This window comes from Pseudomonas sp. 2FE (assembly GCF_005503735.1).
Classification (GTDB): Bacteria; Pseudomonadota; Gammaproteobacteria; order Pseudomonadales; family Pseudomonadaceae; genus Aquipseudomonas.
Map to the genome: position 1 here is coordinate 25185 of NZ_SCMO01000012.1, position 16307 is coordinate 41491.

The 16307-nt window shown below is 63.1% G+C and carries 13 protein-coding genes; all 13 read left to right on the forward strand.

The annotated features are described in order from the left end of the window. Positions 1-151 precede the first annotated feature (151 nt). The 13 genes from dksA to FFS12_RS16300 all read left to right on the forward strand — a co-directional run bounded on the left by dksA (position 152) and on the right by FFS12_RS16300 (position 16300). The gene (dksA, locus tag FFS12_RS16240) at positions 152-592 is read left to right on the forward strand and encodes an RNA polymerase-binding protein DksA (protein WP_119956170.1); all 441 of its coding nucleotides are present in this window, start codon (positions 152-154) and stop codon (positions 590-592) included. A gap of 54 nt (positions 593-646) precedes the next feature. Beyond that, positions 647-1534, forward strand: a complete 888-nt coding sequence (gluQRS, locus tag FFS12_RS16245) for a tRNA glutamyl-Q(34) synthetase GluQRS (protein ID WP_137888287.1) — start codon at positions 647-649, stop codon at positions 1532-1534. Between the two features lie 153 nt (positions 1535-1687). Continuing rightward, a complete protein-coding gene (locus FFS12_RS16250) occupies positions 1688-1864 on the forward strand; it encodes a hypothetical protein (protein ID WP_137820409.1) in 177 nt (58 codons plus the stop codon). Continuing rightward, positions 1848-4820, forward strand: coding sequence for a sensor histidine kinase (locus FFS12_RS16255; RefSeq protein WP_137888289.1), 2973 nt, complete (start codon positions 1848-1850; stop codon positions 4818-4820). The genes FFS12_RS16250 and FFS12_RS16255 overlap by 17 nt, the downstream gene beginning before the upstream one ends. A gap of 4 nt (positions 4821-4824) precedes the next feature. Next, positions 4825-6252: a sigma-54 dependent transcriptional regulator gene (locus FFS12_RS16260; RefSeq protein WP_137888291.1), complete on the forward strand. Its 1428-nt coding sequence runs from the start codon at positions 4825-4827 to the stop codon at positions 6250-6252. A gap of 710 nt (positions 6253-6962) precedes the next feature. After that, positions 6963-8369, forward strand: a complete 1407-nt coding sequence (locus FFS12_RS16265) for a polynucleotide adenylyltransferase PcnB (RefSeq protein WP_137888293.1) — start codon at positions 6963-6965, stop codon at positions 8367-8369. Further along, a complete protein-coding gene (gene folK, locus FFS12_RS16270) occupies positions 8369-8848 on the forward strand; it encodes a 2-amino-4-hydroxy-6-hydroxymethyldihydropteridine diphosphokinase (protein ID WP_137888295.1) in 480 nt (159 codons plus the stop codon). Before FFS12_RS16265 ends, folK begins: the two co-directional genes overlap by 1 nt. 386 nt (positions 8849-9234) lie before the next feature. Beyond that, positions 9235-10035, forward strand: a complete 801-nt coding sequence (gene panB / locus FFS12_RS16275; RefSeq protein ID WP_137888297.1) for a 3-methyl-2-oxobutanoate hydroxymethyltransferase — start codon at positions 9235-9237, stop codon at positions 10033-10035. Next, entirely contained in the window at positions 10032-10892 is an 861-nt protein-coding gene (gene panC, locus FFS12_RS16280; RefSeq protein WP_137888299.1) for a pantoate--beta-alanine ligase, read from the forward strand. The genes panB and panC overlap by 4 nt, the downstream gene beginning before the upstream one ends. A gap of 83 nt (positions 10893-10975) precedes the next feature. Next, positions 10976-11356: an aspartate 1-decarboxylase gene (panD, locus tag FFS12_RS16285; RefSeq protein ID WP_119956178.1), complete on the forward strand. Its 381-nt coding sequence runs from the start codon at positions 10976-10978 to the stop codon at positions 11354-11356. Positions 11357-11443: 87 nt separating this feature from the next. After that, complete coding sequence (gene pgi, locus FFS12_RS16290) at positions 11444-13108, forward strand: glucose-6-phosphate isomerase (RefSeq protein ID WP_137888301.1); 1665 nt, start codon at positions 11444-11446, stop codon at positions 13106-13108. 308 nt (positions 13109-13416) lie between these two features. After that, on the forward strand, positions 13417-15354 hold the full coding sequence (gene acs / locus FFS12_RS16295; protein WP_137888303.1) for an acetate--CoA ligase: 1938 nt from the start codon (positions 13417-13419) through the stop codon (positions 15352-15354). A 67-nt stretch (positions 15355-15421) separates the two neighbouring features. Next, positions 15422-16300 (forward strand): oxygenase MpaB family protein, encoded by an 879-nt coding sequence (locus FFS12_RS16300; RefSeq protein WP_137888305.1) that lies wholly within the window; start codon positions 15422-15424, stop codon positions 16298-16300. Positions 16301-16307: the final 7 nt, after the last annotated feature.

Here is a 16307-nt window from a genome sequence, read left to right on the forward strand (position 1 = left end):
CCGGGTAAACAGCAGCCACCACGACATCCGGGAGTGGCGCGGCCGGGGGCGATCTGGTAAGTTCGCCCGCTTGCAGCCGCAGGGCCGGCAAAATGACGGCAATGGACATCATCCTGCGCAGTGGATTAGAGAGATTAAGAGGCGGTCATCCATGCCCACCAAAGCAAAAGCAAAGAACGACCTGAATCGCGGCTTCGAACCCTATAAAGAAGTGAAGGGCGAGGAGTACATGAGCGACCCCATGCGCGCTCACTTCACTAATATTCTGGGGAAGTGGAAGCTGGAGCTGATGCAGGAAGTCGATCGGACTGTGCATCACATGCAGGACGAAGCTGCCAACTTCCCGGACCCGGCCGACCGCGCGAGCCAGGAAGAAGAGTTCAGCCTGGAACTGCGTGCCCGTGACCGTGAACGCAAGCTGATCAAGAAGATCGACCAGACCCTGCAGTTGATCGAAGACAACGATTACGGCTGGTGCGACTCCTGCGGCGTCGAGATCGGCATCCGCCGTCTGGAAGCCCGCCCTACCGCCACCCTGTGCATCGACTGCAAAACCTTGGCAGAAATCAAAGAAAAGCAGATCGGTTCCTGATCTCAGAACGGGGCGCTCAAGCGCCCCGCTTCGTTTCTGGCAGTACCTGCGCCCATGCACACTCCCGCCTATATCGGGCGCTTCGCGCCGACTCCCAGCGGTTACCTGCACTTCGGCTCTCTGGTCGCGGCGCTGGCGTCCTATCTGGATGCCAAAGCCTGTGGCGGCACCTGGCTGGTGCGCATCGAGGATCTCGACCCGCCCCGGGAAGTGCCGGGCGCGCAGGCGGCCATCCTGAAAACCCTGGAAAGCTACGGCTTCGAGTGGGACGGCGAACTGATCCGTCAAAGCGAACGGTATGCGGCCTACGCCGTGGTACTCGATCGCCTGTTCAGCCAAGGCCTGGCTTACGCCTGCACCTGCTCACGTAAACAACTGGAAGACCATCACGGCATCTACCCGGGCTTCTGCCGCACTGCCGGGCATGCCCAGCACGACGCGGCTATCCGCCTACGCGTACCGGAGCTGGAGTATCACTTTGCCGATCGCGTGCAGGGTGAGTTCCGCCAGCACCTCGGCCGCGAGGTCGGCGATTTCGTGATCCGTCGCCGCGACGAGCTCTACGCCTATCAATTGGCCGTGGTCATCGACGATGCCTGGCAAGGCGTGACCGATGTGGTCCGCGGCGCCGACCTGCTCGACTCGACACCGCGACAACTCTACCTGCAGGAACTGCTCGGCCTGCCACAACCGCGCTACCTGCACATACCGCTAATTATCCAAGCGGACGGCCATAAACTCGGCAAGTCCTACCGCTCACCGCCGCTGCCCGCGGATCAGGCCGCACCACTGTTGATCCGCGCCCTGCACAGCCTCGGCCAAAGCGTCCCTGGCGAGTTGAGCGACGCCCGCCCCCATGAGCTGCTGAGCTGGGGCATCCAGCATTGGGACGCCAGCCGCATTCCGCGCAGCCGCACCTTGGCCGAAGCGCAGTTGCGCTGACGCTGTCGGTTGCATACCGCAACCTGTTACGAGCCATCGCCCCAACCAAGGGCGAATAAATCACGGCACGATTTATCCGCCCTACTGCGCCAATGCTTCCAGCTTCCGGCGTCCTTCCGTTAACATCGCCGCATCCCTGACACGAGACACGGCATGTACATCTACCGATTGGTCTTACTTCTGGTGGTGGGGATCTATCTCTTCTCCCCCGCCATCATGGACTGGTGGATCGACCCTACCGGTGCCTGGTACCGCCCCTACCTGCTGTGGCTGATCCTCATCGTGGTGACCTTTATCCTGCAGAGCCAACCCGATGCTGACGAGCTTTAGTCTGAGTCAGCTGATCCTGATCAGCGCCGCCTACCTGCTGGTGCTGTTTGGCGTCGCCTGGATCAGTGAGCGCGGGCTGATACCGCGCTGGATCATCTGTCACCCGCTGACCTACACCCTCTCGCTCGGGGTCTACGCCAGTGCCTGGGCCTTTTATGGCACCGTGGGCCTGGCCTATCAGTACGGCTTCGGCTTCCTCGCCAGTTACCTCGGGGTGTCCGGCGCATTCCTGCTGGCCCCGGTACTGCTCTACCCGATCCTGCGCATTACCCGCACCTATCAGCTGTCGTCACTGGCCGACCTGTTCGCCTTTCGCTTTCGCAGCACCTGGGCCGGCGCACTGACCACGCTATTCATGCTGATCGGCGTATTGCCGTTACTGGCGTTGCAGTTCCAAGCGGTGGCCGACTCGATCGGCATTCTCACCCGCGAACCGGTGCAGGCGCGCGTGGCCCTGAGCTATTGCGCGCTGATCACGCTGTTCACCATTTTGTTCGGGGCCCGGCATATCGCCACCCGCGGCAAGAACGAAGGCCTGGTATTCGCCATCGCCTTCGAGTCCGTGGTCAAGCTGGTGGCCCTCGGCGGCATTGGCCTCTACGCACTCTATGGGGTGTTCGGCGGGCCGCAGGAGCTGGAACTCTGGCTGCTGCAAAACCGGGACACTCTCGCCGCTCTGCACACGCCGCTACAGGAAGGTCCCTGGCGAACGCTGCTGCTGGTGTTCTTCGCCTCAGCCATAGTGATGCCGCACATGTATCACATGACCTTTACCGAGAACCTCAACCCGCGCGCCCTGGTCAGCGCCAGTTGGGGGCTGCCGCTGTTCCTGCTGCTGATCAGCCTGGCGGTGCCGCTGATTCTCTGGGCCGGGCTGAGGCTCGGCGCCACCACCAACCCCGAATACTTCGCCCTCGGCATCGGGATCGCGGTGAACAACGACACCCTGGCCTTGCTCGCCTATGTCGGAGGCTTATCGGCTTCCAGCGGGCTGATCATCGTGACCACGCTGGCGCTCTCCGGCATGGCGCTCAACCATCTGGTGCTACCGCTGTATCAGCCGCCCGCCGAAGGCAATATCTATCGCTGGCTGAAGTGGACGCGCCGCGCGCTGATCATTGCCATCATCGCCGCCGGCTACGGCTTCTATCTGCTGCTTGGCGCCGAGCAGGATCTGGCCAACCTCGGCATAGTCGCCTTCGTCGCCACCCTGCAGTTTCTCCCCGGCGTGCTCTCCGTGCTGTATTGGCCAACCGCCAACCGCCGTGGCTTTATCGCCGGTCTACTGGCCGGGATCGCCGTATGGCTGACCTGCATGCTGCTGCCGCTGATCGGCAACCTTCAGGGCTTCTACCTGCCGCTGTTCAATGTCATCTATGTCCTCGACGACACCAGTTGGCACCTGGCGGCGATTGCCTCGCTGGCGGCCAACGTGCTGGTCTTCACCCTGGTGTCGCTGTTCACCGAGGCCAGCCCCGAGGAGGTCAGTGCCGCCGAGGCCTGTGCGGTGGATAACGTGCGCCGGCCTCAACGCCGCGAGCTGCTGGCCGTGTCACCGCAGGAATTCGCCACCCAACTGGCCAAGCCGCTCGGGGCAAAAACCGCCCAGCGCGAGGTCGAACAGGCCCTGCGTGACCTGCACCTGCCCTTCGACGAAAACCGCCCCTACGCCCTGCGCCGCCTGCGCGACCGCATCGAGGCCAACCTCTCCGGCCTGATGGGGCCGAGCGTGGCCCAGGACATAGTCGAAACCTTCCTGCCCTATAAATCCGGCAGCGAAAGCTACGTGACCGAGGACATCCACTTCATCGAGAGCCGCCTGGAGGATTACCACTCGCGCCTCACTGGCCTGGCCGCCGAGCTGGACGCGCTGCGCCGTTACCACCGGCAGACCCTGCAAGAGCTGCCGATGGGCGTGTGTTCGCTGGCCAAGGATCAGGAAATTCTCATGTGGAACCGCGCCATGGAGGATCTGACCGGGATCGCCGCGCTGCGCGTAGTCGGTTCGCGCCTATCGACCCTCGGCGAGCCGTGGAAAGACCTGCTGGAAGGCTTCATCAATCTGCCGGACGAGCACCTGCACAAACAGCGCCTGGCGCTCGACGGCCAGATCCGCTGGCTCAACCTGCACAAAGCCGCCATCGACGAACCGCTGGCGCCGGGTAACACCGGCCTGGTGCTGCTGGTCGAGGACCTCACGGAAACCCAGATGCTGGAAGACAAGCTGGTGCACTCCGAGCGCCTGGCCAGCATCGGCCGCCTGGCCGCCGGGGTCGCCCACGAGATCGGCAACCCGATCACCGGCATCGCCTGCCTGGCGCAGAACCTGCGCGAGGAACGTGAAGGTGACGGCGAGCTGAACGAGATCAGCAGTCAGATCATCGAACAGACCAAACGCGTCTCGCGCATCGTGCAATCATTGATGAGCTTCGCCCACGCCGGCGCCCGCCAGCAGGCGGAGGAACCGGTCTGCCTGGCCGAAGTGGCGCAAGACGCCATCGGCCTACTGTCGCTCAATCGGCGCAGTGTCGAGGTGCAGTTCTTCAACCTCTGCGATCCCGAGCACTGGGCCGAGGGCGATCCGCAACGCCTGGCGCAAGTACTGATCAACCTGCTCTCGAACGCCCGCGATGCCTCGCCACCCGGCGGCGCTATCCGGGTCAAAAGCGAGGCCTGCGAACATACCGTCGACCTCATAGTCGAGGACGAGGGCACGGGCATTCCGAAGGCGATCATGGATCGCCTGTTCGAACCCTTCTTCACCACCAAGGACCCAGGCAAAGGGACGGGCCTGGGCCTCGCGCTGGTCTATTCAATCGTGGAAGAGCATTATGGGCAAATCACCATCGACAGCCCCGCCGATCCCGAGCACCAGCGCGGCACCCGTATTCGGGTAACATTACCGCGGCATGTCGAAGCGACGTCCGCAGTGACCAGAGACCGTCGAGAGAACTGAATTAATGCCCCATATTCTGATCGTCGAAGACGAGACCATTATCCGCTCGGCCCTGCGCCGCCTGCTGGAACGCAACCAATATGAGGTCAGCGAAGCCGGCTCGGTGCAGGAAGCGCAAGAGCGTTTCAGCATCCCCAGCTTCGACTTGATCGTCAGCGATCTGCGCCTGCCGGGCGCCCCCGGCACCGAGCTGATCAAGCTCGGCCAAGGCACCCCAGTGCTGATCATGACCAGCTACGCCAGCCTGCGCTCGGCGGTGGACTCGATGAAGATGGGCGCGGTGGACTACATCGCCAAACCCTTCGATCACGATGAAATGCTCCAGGCTGTCGCCCGCATTCTGCGCGACCGGCAAGACGCCAAGAGTGCGCCGAGCGAACGCAGCAGCGGCAATGGCAGTCGCACTAGCGAAAAAACCGCGAACACTAGCAACGGCGAGATTGGCATCATCGGTTCCTGCACCTCGATGCAGGAGCTTTACAGCAAGATCCGCAAAGTTTCTCCGACCGACTCGACCGTGCTGATCCAAGGCGAGTCCGGCACCGGCAAGGAGCTGGTCGCGCGCGCCCTGCACAATCTCTCCAAACGCGCCAAAGCACCGATGATCTCGGTGAACTGCGCGGCGATTCCGGAAAGCTTGATCGAGTCCGAACTGTTTGGTCACGAAAAAGGCGCCTTCACCGGCGCCAGCGCCGGGCGGGCCGGGTTGGTGGAAGCCGCTGACGGCGGCACCTTATTCCTCGACGAGATTGGCGAGCTGCCACTGGAAGCTCAGGCCCGCCTGCTGCGCGTCCTGCAGGAAGGCGAGATTCGCCGGGTTGGCTCGGTGCAATCGCAAAAGGTCGACGTGCGCCTGATCGCCGCCACCCACCGCGACCTCAAAACCCTGGCCAAAACCGGGCAGTTCCGTGAGGACCTGTTTTACCGCCTGCATGTCATCGCCCTAAAACTGCCCGCCCTGCGCGAGCGCGGCGCCGATGTCAGCGAGATCGCCGGCCTATTCCTGGCCCGCCAGTCCTCGCGGATGGGCCGCAGCGAGTTGCGCTTCGCCCATGACGCCGAACAAGCCATCCGGCATTACCCCTGGCCGGGTAACGTGCGCGAGTTGGAAAACGCCATCGAGCGCGCAGTCATCCTCTGCGAGGGTGCGGAAATTTCCGCCGAGCTGCTGGGTATCGATATCGAACTGGATGACTTGGAGGACGACGATTTCCTCGGCGCCCCCGTGCAGCACAACAGCAGTAACGCTCACGAGCCCACGGAAGATTTGTCTCTGGAGGACTACTTCCAGCATTTCGTCCTCGAGCATCAAGACCACATGACCGAGACCGAGCTGGCGCGCAAACTCGGCATCAGCCGCAAGTGCCTGTGGGAGCGCCGTCAGCGCCTGGGCATCCCACGCCGTAAAACCGGAGCGGTGATCGGCAGCTAAGGCGTAACGGCGGTGACAGCTGCGCGACTTTTTGGTTCCACGCACTGTTACCCCCCTCAACATCTCGTAACAAAAGCCGGGTCTTATGGTAACGAGAACCCGGCTTTTTTATGCCTGCCAGTCACCCCTAAAATTGCTCAAGCCCTTGTTTTATAAGGACTCGCAAAAGCTGGCACGGCTCCTGCTATATGTTTGGTACAACAACAATAACAAGCACTGTAAAAAACAATAAAAATAAGACGTACCGACTCCAGCACAACAAAAACAATACCGCGGGAGGCGCAGCTAACTGATTCTTTTGGAGAGGACTTGCCTTTGGGGCTTGCCCCACAACCAGGCCGAGAATAACAAGACTGCCCCAAGGCAGAGCCCGAACTGGTTGGATCGCATGATCATGGCTACATCAGCATCCAAAGCAATCCGTTTGCTACTGACTTCCAAATTGGGAGTTTTCCTGAAGCCACTAGGCCGAGGGAACGGGTCAATCAACAAAAACAACAAGCCCGACCTAATAATAAAAACAAAGCACGCACCTACTTGGGGGGGAGCCTCGGCTCCCCCAGTAGCTTTGCCCTCCAGAGCGCTGACAGCTCCAGCTTCGACAGCCATTTGCAGCTTCCTACACCATCCCCCGACTCAATGCTAGAATCCGCGCCTATCATGCGGTCATTTCCTATTCTGGCCGACCATTCCGTCAAACAGTGCATCCCATGCTGAAAAAGCTGTTCCAGTCTTTGCGTTCCCCCCTGCGCCGCGCCAAACACCTGCGCAGCACCCCTGAAGTGCTGACTAATAGCCAGCACCCGCTACGCCGCGGGCAAATCAGCCGCTACGCGGTCAGCGTCGTGGAACGCCTGCAAAACGCCGGTTACCAAGCCTACTTGGTCGGTGGTTGCGTACGCGATCTACTGCTGGACATCGAACCCAAGGATTTCGACGTCGCCACCAGCGCCACGCCCGAACAAGTACGCGCCGAGTTCCGCAACGCGCGGGTGATCGGCCGTCGGTTCAAATTGGTGCACGTGCATTTCGGCCGCGAGATCATCGAAGTCGCGACCTTCCGCGCCAATCATCCGCAGAGCGAAGACGATGAAGACAGCAACCTGTCTTCACGCAATGAGAGCGGCCGCATTCTCCGTGACAATGTCTATGGCAGCCTGGAGGACGACGCTCAGCGCCGCGATTTCACCATCAATGCGCTGTACTACGACGTTACCGGCGAGCACATCCTCGACTATGCCCGCGGCGTGCACGATATTCGTAACCGCTTGATCCGCCTGATTGGCGATCCCGAGCAGCGCTACCAGGAAGACCCGGTACGCATGCTGCGCGCCGTGCGTTTTGCCGCCAAGCTGGACTTCGACATCGAGAAGCACAGCGCCGCACCTATCCCGCGCCTGGCCGCGATGCTGCGCGAGATCCCCTCGGCGCGCCTGTTCGATGAAGTGCTCAAGCTGTTCCTCGCCGGCTATGCCGAACGCACCTTCGAGCTGCTGCTCGAGTACGACCTGTTCGCCCCGCTGTTCCCGGCCAGTGCCGCCGCACTCAAGCGCAACCCCGACTACGCCCACAGCCTGATCAGCCAGGCGCTGGCCAACACCGACTTGCGTATCCAGCAAGGAAAACCGGTAACCCCGGCCTTCCTCTTCGCCGCCTTACTCTGGCCCGCGCTACCCGCGCGCGTGGCGCAACTGCAGGAGCGCGGCATGCCGCCGCTCCCGGCCATGCAGGAAGCCGCCCATGAGCTGATCAGCGAGCAGTGCCAGCGCATTGCGGTGCCGAAACGCTTCACCATTCCGATCCGCGAAATCTGGGATATGCAGGAACGTCTGCCACGACGCAGTGGTAAACGCGCCGACTTGCTGCTGGAAAACCCACGCTTCCGTGCCGGTTACGACTTCCTCTTGCTGCGCGAAAGCGCCGGCGAGGAAACCGGCGGCCTGGGTGACTGGTGGACGGATTATCAGGACTGCAGCGACAGCGAGCGCCGCAGCATGATCCGTGACCTCAGCAGCAAGCAGGACGAAAGCAGCGGCGCGCCGCGTAAACGTCGGCGCGGTGGTAACCGCCGGCGTGGGCCGCGCAGCGACGGCGCACCGAACTCCGCGGGCGAATGATGGAACGGGTGTATATAGGCCTCGGCAGTAATCTGGCCGAGCCGCTTGAGCAGTTGCGCGGCGCCCTCGGCGCGCTGGCGCAAATACCGCAGTCGCAACTGCTGAAGGTATCGTCATTCTATGCCAGCGACCCGCTCGGCCCGCCCGAGCAACCGCGCTACGTCAATGCCGTGGCCGCACTGGATACCAGGCTCACGCCGTTGCAGCTGCTCGACGCCCTGCAAGCCATCGAACTGAACCAGGGTCGACAGCGCAAAGCCGAGCGCTGGGGGCCGCGCACCTTGGATCTGGACATCTTGCTGTTTGGTCAGCGCCGGCTCGACGAACCCAGGCTCAAGGTGCCGCACTACCATATGCACGCCCGGCCGTTTGTCCTCTACCCCTTGGCGGAGCTTGCTCCAGACCTGCAACTGGCGGATGGCCGGCGGCTCAGCGAACTGCTGAGTGCCTGTCCGTTCCAGGGCCTGGAGCGCCTTTAAGAACCTGTTCAATATCTGCTGCGCTTGATCATGCGGCGTTGAAAACAGGCTCGGAATGCTCATTTACCACTCGTAAACTGCGCTTCCTCGCCTATTTGACTCGCTACGCTCGCCCTGCGGGCCAGCCTGCGGCTGTTACTCCGCTTCGCTGCGTTGCGCCTTGTGACCCACATGGATGTGGGGAATGCCGTTACCCGTAGGGAACGGGTGCGGCCCTGACCTGCGCTCGCGACGATCTTGAACAGGTTCTCAGCCGCCGAGGCTATGGCGGTAACGCCAGTAACAACTCGGTAACACCTGCAATTGACTTCACCCCGCCCCATCAGGACTATAGGCGTCCCGTTGCCCCGCTCCGATGCGCGCGAGGCGCCAAGAGGACGATTGTGATGCCTGACGTTACCCTGACCACCCTACAAAGCCTCAAGCAGAGCGGCGCGAAAATCGCCATGCTCACCTGCTATGACGCCACTTTCGCCCAGGCCGCTTGCCAGGCCGGAGTCGAAGTACTGTTGGTAGGCGATTCCCTCGGCATGGTCCTGCAAGGCCACGACAGCACCTTGCCGGTTAGCGTCGCCGATATGGCCTACCACGTTGCCAGCGTCAAACGCGGCAATCAGGGCGCGCTGATTCTCGCCGATCTGCCCTTCATGACCTACGCCACCCTCGAACAAACCTTCACCAATTGCGCCGCGCTGATGCAGGCCGGTGCGCATATGGTCAAGCTGGAAGGCGCCGCCTGGCTAGCCGAACCGATCCGCCAGCTGGTCGAGCGCGGCGTGCCGGTATGCGCCCACCTCGGCCTGACACCGCAGGCGGTGAACGTCTTCGGCGGCTACAAGGTCCAGGGCCGCAGCGAAGCCCAGGCCCGCCAGCTGCGCTGCGACGCCATGACCCTGGAGCAGGCCGGCGCGGCCATGCTGTTACTGGAGTGCGTGCCGAGCGAATTGGCGGCGGAAATCACCCAGGCGGTGAAGATTCCGGTGATCGGCATAGGCGCCGGTAGCGCCACCGACGGCCAGGTGCTGGTCCTGCACGACATGCTCGGCCTGTCCCTGACCGGCCGCACAGCCAAGTTCGTGAAGAATTTCATGGACGGCCAGCCAAGCATCTCGGCAGCCCTCACCGCCTACGTCAAAGCCGTCAAAGACCTGTCCTTCCCCGCCGCCGAACACGGATTCTCTGCATGAACACGGTTACCACTGTCCGCGAGCTGCGTGCCGCAGTCGCCCAAGCCCGCGCCGAAGGCAAGGATATCGGCCTGGTGCCGACCATGGGCAATCTGCACGCCGGCCATGCAGCGCTAGTGGAGAAGGCTGCCCAACGCGTCGATTTCGTGGTCGCGAGCATCTTCGTCAACCCGCTGCAATTTGGCCCGAAGGAAGACCTCGCGAGCTACCCGCGCACCCTCGCCGCGGATCAGGAGAAACTGATCGAGGCCGGCTGCCACCTGCTGTTCGCCCCCAGCGTCGAGGAGATGTATCCCGACGGCATGGCCGGACAAACGCTGGTCCACGTGTCCGGTGTGTCCGAAGGCCTCTGCGGCGGCAGCCGGCCAGGCCATTTCGACGGCGTCGCCACGGTGGTGAGCAAGCTGTTCCAGATGGTGCAGCCGGATCTGGCGGTGTTCGGCCAGAAGGACTACCAACAACTGGCGGTGATTCGCACCCTGGTGCGTGACCTGAATATGCCGGTCCAGATCATTGCCGAGCCGACCGTGCGGGCCGAGGATGGTCTGGCCCTGTCTTCGCGCAATGGTTATCTGGACGACGCCCAGCGCGCGGCGGCACCGGCGATTTATCGCTGCCTGAAGCAGATGGCCACGGCGATCAAGGCCGGCGAGCGCGACTTCGCCAAGCTGATCGCGCAAGGCAAAGGCGAGCTGGCGCATGCAGGCTTTCGCCCCGACTATCTGGAAATCCGCAGAGCCGACAACCTGCGCCCAGCCGAGGCCAACGACCGCCAGCTGGTGATTCTCGCCGCAGCGTTTATTGGCAGTACCCGGTTGATCGACAACCTCGCGTTCGACCTCGAAGAATCCGCCTGAAGGCACACCGCCCGCGGCCTTGATCGCCCCTCAGGGTTCGGGCAAACTCAGCCGCCGTTTATGGACCCGCTAAGGAAACCACCATGCACGCCATCATGCTCAAGGCCAAACTGCACCGCGCCGAAGTCACTCACGCGGTGCTCGATTACGAAGGTTCCTGTGCCATCGACGGTGAGTGGCTGGACCTTTCCGGCATCCGCGAATACGAGCAGATTCAAATCTACAACGTCGACAACGGCGAGCGCTTCACCACCTACGCCATCCGTGGCGAGGAAGGCTCGCGGATCATCTCGGTGAACGGCGCGGCGGCGCACAAAGCCAAAGTCGGCGACCGCGTGATCATCTGCGCCTATGCGCACTACAGCGAAGCCGAACTGGCCAGCTTCAAGCCGCGCATGCTGTATATGGCGCCCGGCAATGAACTCAGTCATACCAGTAATGCCATTCCGGTGCAGGTCGCTTAAGACTAGGAGCCGCTAAACTGAAAGCCCGGAGTGTTCCGGGCTTTTTAGTGTTCAAAGGTTGTTCACGTTAGAAGGAAGTTGCAGGCCATGGCGTATTACCAACACCCGCTCGACGTTACTACCCTGCCCGCTTGGCAGGCGCTGAGTCTGCATCGCGAAGCCATGCAGGACTTCAGCATGCGCGAGGCGTTCAATGCCGACGCTGAGCGCTTTAGCCAGTTCTCTCTGAGCAGCTGCGGCCTCTTCCTCGACTACTCGAAAAACCTGATCGACGCGCAGACTCGCGATTTGCTCGTCAGCCTGGCGCGCGAAGTGGGCCTGGAGCAGGCCATTCGCGCGCTGTTCGACGGCGAGCTGGTCAACGCCTCGGAAGGCCGTCCGGCCCTGCACACGGCGCTGCGCCGGCCAGTCGGTGAACGCCTGATAGTCAACGGCGTCAACGTGATGCCCGAAGTCCACCGCGTGCTCAACCAGATGACCGAACTGGTGGTGCGCATCCACAACGGCTTATGGCGCGGCTACACTGAGAAGCCGATCACCGACGTGGTGAATATCGGTATCGGCGGCTCCTTCCTCGGCCCGCAACTGGTCTCCGAGGCGTTGCTGCCGTTCGCTCAACAGGGCGTGCGCTGCCATTACCTGGCGAATATCGACGGCAGCGAATTCCACGAGCTGTCGGAAGGTCTGCGTGCCGAAACCACGCTGTTTATCGTCTCGTCGAAGTCCTTCAACACCCTGGAAACCCTGAAGAACGCCCAGGCCGCACGCAGCTGGTACCTGGCCCAGGGCGGTTCGGAGGGCGAGCTCTACAAGCACTTTATCGCGGTCTCCAGCAACCGTGAGGCGGCGGTGGCCTTCGGTATCCGCGAAGAGAATATCTTCCCGATGTGGGACTGGGTCGGCGGCCGTTACTCGCTCTGGTCGGCGATCGGCCTGCCGATTGCCCTGGCCATCGGCATGTCCAACTTCAAGGAGCTGCTGTCCGGCGCCTACAGCATGGACCAGCACTTCCAGAGCGCGCCCTTCGAACGCAACATGCCGGTGCTGCTGGCGCTGCTCGGGGTCTGGTACGGCAATTTCTGGGGGGCGCAAAGCCACGCGATCCTGCCCTACGACCATTATTTGCGGAACATCACCAAGCACCTGCAGCAGCTGGATATGGAGTCCAACGGCAAGAGCGTGCGCCAGGACGGCAGCCCGGTGACCTGCGACAGCGGCCCGGTGATCTGGGGTGGGGTCGGCTGTAACGGCCAGCACGCCTATCACCAATTGCTGCACCAGGGCACCCAGCTGATTCCGGCGGACTTTATCGTGCCGGTGGTCAGCTACAACCCGGTCGCCGATCACCATCAATGGCTGTATGCCAACTGCCTGTCGCAGAGCCAGGCACTGATGCTCGGCAAGACCCGCGACGAGGCCGAGAACGAGCTGCGCGCCAAGGGTCTGCCCGAAGACGAAGTGCAGCGCCTGGCGCCGCACAAGCTGATCCCGGGTAACCGCCCGAGCAACACCCTGGCCATGGAGCGCATCAGCCCGCGACGCCTGGGCGCACTGGTGGCGCTCTACGAACACAAGGTGTTCGTGCAGAGCGTGCTCTGGGGTATCAACGCCTTCGACCAATGGGGTGTGGAGCTGGGCAAGGAGCTGGGCAAAGGCGTCTATCAGCGCCTGACCGGCGGCAACGAGCAACCGGCCGAGGATGCCTCCACCCAGGGTCTGATCGACTACTTCCGCGGCCGTCATCGCGGCTGACGCTGAAGTCCTGCGCAAGCGCACGAAGCCGGCCTGGGATCTCCACGCCGGCTTCGTGCTGTCTGGATCCGCCACGCACCAGCGCTGGACTCGACACAGCCCGTCGCGGCCCTGGATCGCGCGCTCAGCGCTATAGACAGTGCGTATGCCAGCGCCACCGCGACGCTCGTCACCCGGCAATTGGAGTCTCCCCAGACGGCCCTGCCGCCGCTGCCGCACTAATTGCTGGCGGGGAAGGACTTGAACCCAGCAGCGGCCTGGGTGCACCCTTATGCGTATTGCGGCAACACAACAAAAAAGGACCCGCCATGTTCGAGATCACCGCCCACCCCGTCGCCGATGCCGTGCGCCAGCGCGCTTACCTGAACAGCGACGACTATCAGCGCCTGTATCAGCAGTCCATCGAGCATCCCGAGACCTTCTGGGCCGAGCAGGCAAGCGCCTTCCTCGACTGGTTCAAGCCTTGGCACAGCGTGCATCACGGCGACCTGAAGCAGGGCCAGGCCACGTGGTTCAAGGGCGGCAAACTGAACGTCAGCTACAACTGCATCGACCGTCATCTGCAACAACGCGGTGAGCAGATCGCGATCATCTGGGAGGGCGATAACCCGGCCGAGTCGGCCCATATCACCTACAAGAAACTTCATCACCACGTCTGCCGCCTGGCCAACGTGCTGAAAAGCCGCGGCGTGCAGAAGGGCGACCGGGTCTGCATCTACATGCCGATGGTGCCGGAAGCGGCCTACGCCATGCTCGCCTGCGCCCGGATCGGCGCCGTGCACTCGGTGGTGTTCGGCGGTTTTTCTCCGGACGCCCTGCGTGACCGCATCCTCGATGCCGACTGCCGCACCGTGATAACCGCCGATGAAGGTGTGCGCGGCGGCAAGTACATCGGCCTGAAAAACAATGTCGACAAGGCGCTGCTGAGCTGCCCGGACGTTTCCACTGTGATAGTGGTCGAGCGTACCCAGGGCGAGATCGACTGGGTCGCAGGTCGCGACCTCTGGTATCACGAGGCCCTGCGCGAGGCCAGCGGCGACTGCCCGCCCGAGCCGATGGACGCCGAAGACCCGCTGTTCATCCTCTACACGTCAGGAAGCACCGGTAAACCCAAGGGCGTGCTGCACACCACCGGCGGCTACCTGCTGATGGCCGCCATGACCCACAAGTACGTGTTCGACTACCACGACGGCGACGTCTATTGGTGCACCGCCGATGTCGGCTGGGTCACCGGCCACAGCTACATCGTCTACGGCCCGCTGGCCAACGGCGCGACCACCCTGATATTCGAAGGCGTGCCGAACTACCCGGATAGCTCGCGTTTCTGGCAGGTGATCGACAAGCATCAGGTGAATATCTTCTACACCGCGCCGACCGCGCTGCGCGCGCTGATGCGCGAAGGCGAAGGCCCGGTGCAGAAAACCTCGCGCAGCAGCCTGCGCCTGCTCGGCAGCGTCGGCGAGCCGATCAACCCGGAAGCCTGGGAGTGGTACTTCAATGTGGTCGGCGAGCGACGCTGCCCGATCGTCGACACCTGGTGGCAGACCGAAACCGGCAGCATCATGATCACCCCGCTGCCCGGCGCCGACGTGCTCAAACCCGGTTCGGCGACCAAGCCGTTCTTCGGTGTGCAGCCGGCCCTGCTGGACGAGCAAGGCCAGGAAATCCACGGCGCCGGCTCTGGCGTACTGGCGATCAAGGCCAGTTGGCCAGGCCAGATCCGCAGCGTTTACGGCGATCACCAGCGGATGATCGACACCTACTTCAAACCCTACCCCGGCTACTACTTCACCGGTGACGGCGCGCGCCGCGATGAGGATGGCGATTACTGGATCACCGGCCGCGTCGACGACGTGATCAACGTCTCCGGCCACCGCATCGGCACCGCCGAAGTGGAAAGCGCCCTGGTGCTGCACGAGGCCGTGGCCGAGGCCGCGGTGGTCGGCTACCCGCATGACCTCAAGGGCCAGGGCATCTATGCCTTCGTCACCCTGATGAAGGGCATTGAAGCGGACGACGCCCTGAAAAAGGAGCTGCTGGCGTTGGTCAGCAAGGAGATCGGCGGCTTCGCCCGGCCAGAACTGATCCAATGGGCACCGGGCCTGCCGAAGACCCGCTCGGGCAAGATCATGCGGCGCATCCTGCGCAAGATTGCCTGCAACGAGCTGGACACCCTGGGCGACACCTCGACCCTGGCCGACCCTTCGGTGGTCGCCAACCTGATCGACAAGCGCCATAACCGCTGATATCCCGCTCCCTCCCCTCTCCCTCCGGGAGAGGGGCCGGGGGTGAGGGAAACACCGAATAACGCTTATGGAATTCCTCCGCCACCGTATCGAAAGCCAGGTCCTCAGCCTCACCGGGCTGGCCCTCGGCCAGATCGACTTCGAAAAACCCCAAGGCGACCCCGGCCTGTTTGGCCCCGAGGCCATCTGCTGGCAGGTGCATGGCGATTTCACCAGCATGCTGATCGGCGGCATCGGCGCGCTGATGTTGCAGGCACTGCACCCCTTGGTGCTGGCCGGGGTCTGGGATCACTCCAACTTCCGTGCAGACCTGCTCGGCCGCCTGCGCCGCACCGGACAATTCGTCTCCGGCACCACCTATGGCTCAACCCAGGACGCCAACTGGTTGATCGACAAGGTGCGCAACATTCACCTGCACGTGACGGGCACTGCGGCGGACGGTCGCCCTTATGCGGCCAGCGATCCGGCGCTGCTGACCTGGGTGCACGTCGCCGAAGTCAGCAGCTTCCTCGCCGCCCATCTGCGTTACCGCAACCCACAGCTGTCCGGCGCCGATCAGGATGCCTACTACGCCGAGACCGCGCTGATCGCCGAACGCCTGGGGGCGCAGGCGGTGCCGCGCTCACGGCAGGAGATCGCCGACTATCTCGAACGGATACGCCCGCAATTGCTCTGCGATCAACGCAGCGAGGAAATCCTCCGCGTCCTGTTCAACGCCCCGGCGCCGAGCGCCCTGGCCAAGCCGATCGGCGCACTGATGCTGCACGCCGGCATCGACCTGTTGCCGGCGTGGGCCGCGCAGATGCTCGACCTGCGCCTCAGCCCCCTGCAGCGCCGCTTGATTCGCAGCGGCGTCAGGTACACCGCGCCACTGCTGCGCTGGGCGGTGCGCAACGGCTCCATGCACCGCGCGCGCCGGCGCCTGGGGTTGCCGCCGCTGCGTTGAACGACCG

Coding starts and splice junctions, on each gene's coding strand:
- dksA (WP_119956170.1), top strand. CDS start 152: ATGCCCACCAAAGCAAAAGCAAAGAACGACCTGAATCGCGGCTTCGAA.
- gluQRS (WP_137888287.1), top strand. CDS start 647: ATGCACACTCCCGCCTATATCGGGCGCTTCGCGCCGACTCCCAGCGGT.
- FFS12_RS16250 (WP_137820409.1), top strand. CDS start 1,688: ATGTACATCTACCGATTGGTCTTACTTCTGGTGGTGGGGATCTATCTC.
- FFS12_RS16255 (WP_137888289.1), top strand. CDS start 1,848: ATGCTGACGAGCTTTAGTCTGAGTCAGCTGATCCTGATCAGCGCCGCC.
- FFS12_RS16260 (WP_137888291.1), top strand. CDS start 4,825: ATGCCCCATATTCTGATCGTCGAAGACGAGACCATTATCCGCTCGGCC.
- FFS12_RS16265 (WP_137888293.1), top strand. CDS start 6,963: ATGCTGAAAAAGCTGTTCCAGTCTTTGCGTTCCCCCCTGCGCCGCGCC.
- folK (WP_137888295.1), top strand. CDS start 8,369: ATGGAACGGGTGTATATAGGCCTCGGCAGTAATCTGGCCGAGCCGCTT.
- panB (WP_137888297.1), top strand. CDS start 9,235: ATGCCTGACGTTACCCTGACCACCCTACAAAGCCTCAAGCAGAGCGGC.
- panC (WP_137888299.1), top strand. CDS start 10,032: ATGAACACGGTTACCACTGTCCGCGAGCTGCGTGCCGCAGTCGCCCAA.
- panD (WP_119956178.1), top strand. CDS start 10,976: ATGCACGCCATCATGCTCAAGGCCAAACTGCACCGCGCCGAAGTCACT.
- pgi (WP_137888301.1), top strand. CDS start 11,444: ATGGCGTATTACCAACACCCGCTCGACGTTACTACCCTGCCCGCTTGG.
- acs (WP_137888303.1), top strand. CDS start 13,417: ATGTTCGAGATCACCGCCCACCCCGTCGCCGATGCCGTGCGCCAGCGC.
- FFS12_RS16300 (WP_137888305.1), top strand. CDS start 15,422: ATGGAATTCCTCCGCCACCGTATCGAAAGCCAGGTCCTCAGCCTCACC.